Here is a 3700-nt window from a genome sequence, read left to right as displayed (position 1 = left end):
GAGGACCACGACATAGTCCTCGTCGTCCTCGTAGTCGGGGACCGCACTCAAACTCATACCCGAACACTAGTTCGAACTGCTGACAAGAAAACCTGGAATGTGACGCCTGAAACCAAAGTGGCACAAGGGATTACAACTCGTGCATGACGAGCCGACCTGTGGATGAATTCTGCACGCCGGCACCGATTCATGTAATGAGAGCGACGGCCTCGATCCGTGCGGGCACGTGCTTGTGCCATGGCGTACCTGCGTAGGCGTCGCGCCAGTCCGTCGACGTCAACGCGTTCGGCGCCACGCCCGGGGTGCTTGACTGGCCATCGGCGTCGACGTGGTCCAGGCCGTATCCGTTGGGCAGCGACACGTGTCCTGGCAGCATGGCGTCACTGACTTCGACCGTCGCCACGGCGCTGCCCGCCGCGGTCGTGATCCGCGCTCGGCCGCCGTCGATCACGCCGATGGCCCCCGCGTCCTCGGCGCTGATCCGCAGCGCTCCGTCGGTGTCCTTCTTGCGCCAGGTCGGGTCGCGCAGGATGTCGTTGGCGGTGTAGGCGCGACGCTCGCCCGCCGACAGCACCATCGGGAACTCCGCACTGGTGAGCGCGGTGCGAGCAGAGCGCAGCGCGCGGATCTCGTCGAGCATCTCCGGCATCTCCACCGCGATCCGGTGATCCGGATGGGTGATCAGGGCGAAGTCGTCGGAGTATTCGTGCACGGTGAACGTCACGCCCGAGCGGCCCGACAGGATCGCCTCGAACAACGCGTTGCCGTCGGGGTGACCGGCGCGGCGCATCGCCTCGGGGTAGGCCATCGCCGTCTTCTGGGCCAGGCCCCACAGCGCGGCCGCGCCGGCCAGCCCCTCGGGCAGCGTCGGCCCCAAGGTCTCGTACAGCACGAACGGCAACACCCGGCCCAACGCAGGGTTGGCGCTGACGGCGGCAAGGAACGCCTGCGTGTAGGCGTCCAGGCCCTGCTCGGCCGCGCGGCGGAGCGGCTTCAGTTCGTCGTCGTCGACGACGCCGAGCGCCCGCACCAGCCGCGCCCAGATCTCCGGTTCGGCCAACGTGCCCGGCAAGGGCTCCATCACCCGATGGCGGAGATGAAAGGTGTTGTGCGGGAACTCCAAATTGAAGAACGTCGCCTCTGGCTTCTCGAACTGGCTGGCCGCTGGCAGAACGTAGTGGGCGAGCCGGGCCGTCTCGGTCATGGCCACGTCGATGACGACGAGCAACTCCAGCGACTCCAGCGCCTCGCGCACCGAGGCCGAGTCGGCGATCGAATGGGCGGGGTTGCTGCTCTCCACGATCATCGCCCGGAACCGGCCGGGGTGCTCGGTCAGGATCTCCTGGGGCACCACGTTGCTCGGTACCAGGCCTGCGATGATCGGCGCCCCGGTGACCGGAGTGCGGCCGACGCCGGCCACGCCGAAGAGCGGCGCGAAGGACGAATGCAGGTGCTGGGCACCACGTTTGGCGAAGTTGCCGGTCAGGATCCAGAGCAGCTTGTTCAGGTAGGAGCTCAGCGTGCTGTTGGGCGCCTGCTGGATGCCGAGGTCCTCGAACACGGACACGCTTCCCGCGGCCGCGATCCGGCGGGCCGCTGAACGCAGCAGGTCCTCGTCGACGCCACAGCGTTGCGCGTAGTCGGCGACCGGCACGTCGGCGAGCACCGCCCGGACGGCGTCCGAGCCGTTGACGTGGTCGGCCAGGAAGGCCTCGTTGCAGAGATCCTCCTGCACCAGCACCGCGGCCAGCGCCGCCAGGCACCAGGCGTCGGTACCGGGGCGCACGCGCAGGTGGAAGTCGGCGAGCTTCGCCGTATCGGTGATCACCGGGTCGATCACGATCATCGAGCGTGCGGGGTTCTTGGCGATCTCGTTGAGCACCACCCGGGCCCGCGGAAAGCTCTGCGACATCCACGGGTTCTTGCCGATGAAGACCGAGACCTCGGCGTGCTCGAATTCCCCGCGGGTATGCCCGCCGTAGAGATGCTGATCGACCCAGTTCTCACCGGTCTTCTCCTGCGCCAACGCATTCGACCGGTAGCGCGACCCGATCGCCTTGAGGAACGCGCCGCTGTAGGCGCCACCGAGGTGATTGCCCTGGCCGCCACCGCCGTAGTAGAAGATCTTGTCGCCGCCGTGCTCGTCGCGGACCTTGGAGAAGCCCTCGGCGATCTCGAATATCGCGGTGTCCCAGTCGATTTCCTCGTATGCGCCGTCATCGCGCCTGCGCAGGGGAGAGGTCAACCTGTTGCGGCTGTTCTGGTAGTGGTCGAGCCGCAGGGCCTTGTTGCAGGTATAGCCGTGCGACGCGGGATGCTCCTTGTCGCCGCGGATCTTGACCAGCCTGCGGTCCTCCACCTGCACGACGACGCCGCAGTTGCACTCGCAGAGAATGCACGCCGTCGACTGCCACTCATTGGTCATGATTGAGGTTTCCCTTCGCCGTTTCGGCCGCCAAGATGTCCTGCAGTTGTCGATGGACGAGGTCGAGCGGCTTGACGTCGCGCGCGACACGGGCAACGACGATCGCGCCCTCGATCGACGTCATCACCAACATCGCGATCTCCTCCGCGCGCTCGGTGCCGACACCGTCGGCCTCCAGTCGCTGTCGGACGAGTTCGGTCCAGCGGGTGAACGCCGCTGCCGCCCGGTCGATCACCGGCTGGTTGTCCGCCTCGACGGCCACCGCCACCACCGGGCACCCCGCGCGATAATCGGATTCGATCAGCAATGCGCGGAACCGGTCGACGATGACGTCGATGGCGGCCGCGCTGGTGTCGGCCCTCGCTATCCGGGCCGCGGTGTACTCGGCGGCGTAGTCGACGGCCTCGCACAGGAGCTGGGTGCGACCGCCGGGGAAGTAGTGGTACGCCGAACCTCGGGGCGCGCCGCTGTGTTCGAGCACGTCGGAGATGGCCGTCGAGTGCGCGCCACGTTCCCGGATCAGCAGTGCGGTCGAGATGACCATTCGTTCGCGGGGACTGACCACCTGCACATCCCTTCACCGGGGGCCGGTTATGTAGAGCATCATACATAGACCCCGGCGGCGTCGGACAGCCTGGAAAGCACGAATCCCGCCGCACAGGGCAGCGGGATTCGCGGTCGATCGGGGGAGTGGCGCTAGACCGAAGCCGCCTCGTTCAGCTCGTTCAGGGTGTTGGTCGCCTCCAGGTACTCCTGCACCCACCGCTCGATGACCGCCGAGGTCTTCTCGACCTTGGTGAACTGGCCGACGACCTGGCCGACCGGGTTGAACGCGACGTCGACCGTCTCGTTGGGGTACTTGTGCGTCGCGGCGACCGCGAGCCCGGACACCATGAATTGCAGCGGCATGCCGAGCGGCTTCGGGTTGTCCGGGTTCTCCCAGGCCTCGGTCCAGTCGTTGCGCAGCATCCGGGCCGGCTTGCCAGTGAACGAGCGGCTCCGCACGGTGTCGCGGCTGCCTGCCTTCACGTAGGCCGCCTGCTGCACCGGGGTGTTCTCGGCCTCCTCGACCATGAGCCACTGCGAGCCCGTCCATGCGCCCTGAGCGCCGAGCGCCAGCGCCGCCGCGATCTGCTGACCGCTGCCGATACCGCCCGCGGCGAGCACCGGAACCGGTGCGACCTCCTTGACCACCTGCGGCCACAGCACGATCGAGCCGACCTCGCCGGAGTGTCCGCCGGCCTCGCCACCTTGGGCGATGATGATGTCGACGCC

Annotated in this window: 3 protein-coding genes; all 3 read right to left on the bottom strand. The window is 67.5% G+C overall.

The window, feature by feature from the left end; genetic code table 11:
• Positions 1 to 187: 187 nt before the first annotated feature.
• Entirely contained in the window at positions 188 to 2425 is a 2238-nt protein-coding gene (locus QOC69_RS04960; protein WP_526436972.1) for a molybdopterin-dependent oxidoreductase, read from the bottom strand.
• Positions 2415 to 2969, bottom strand: a complete 555-nt coding sequence (locus QOC69_RS04955; RefSeq protein ID WP_526436974.1) for a TetR/AcrR family transcriptional regulator — start codon at positions 2967 to 2969, stop codon at positions 2415 to 2417. The genes QOC69_RS04960 and QOC69_RS04955 overlap by 11 nt, the downstream gene beginning before the upstream one ends.
• Before the next feature lie 152 nt (positions 2970 to 3121).
• Positions 3122 to 3700: NAD(P)H-dependent flavin oxidoreductase (locus tag QOC69_RS04950; protein WP_526436970.1), on the bottom strand; the 579-nt coding region annotated here is incomplete at its 5' end.

Origin of the sequence: Mycobacterium sp. (assembly GCF_032162105.1) — a bacterium.
Lineage (GTDB): Bacteria > Actinomycetota > Actinomycetes > Mycobacteriales > Mycobacteriaceae > Mycobacterium.
This window is presented reverse-complemented; position numbering and strand designations above follow the sequence as displayed.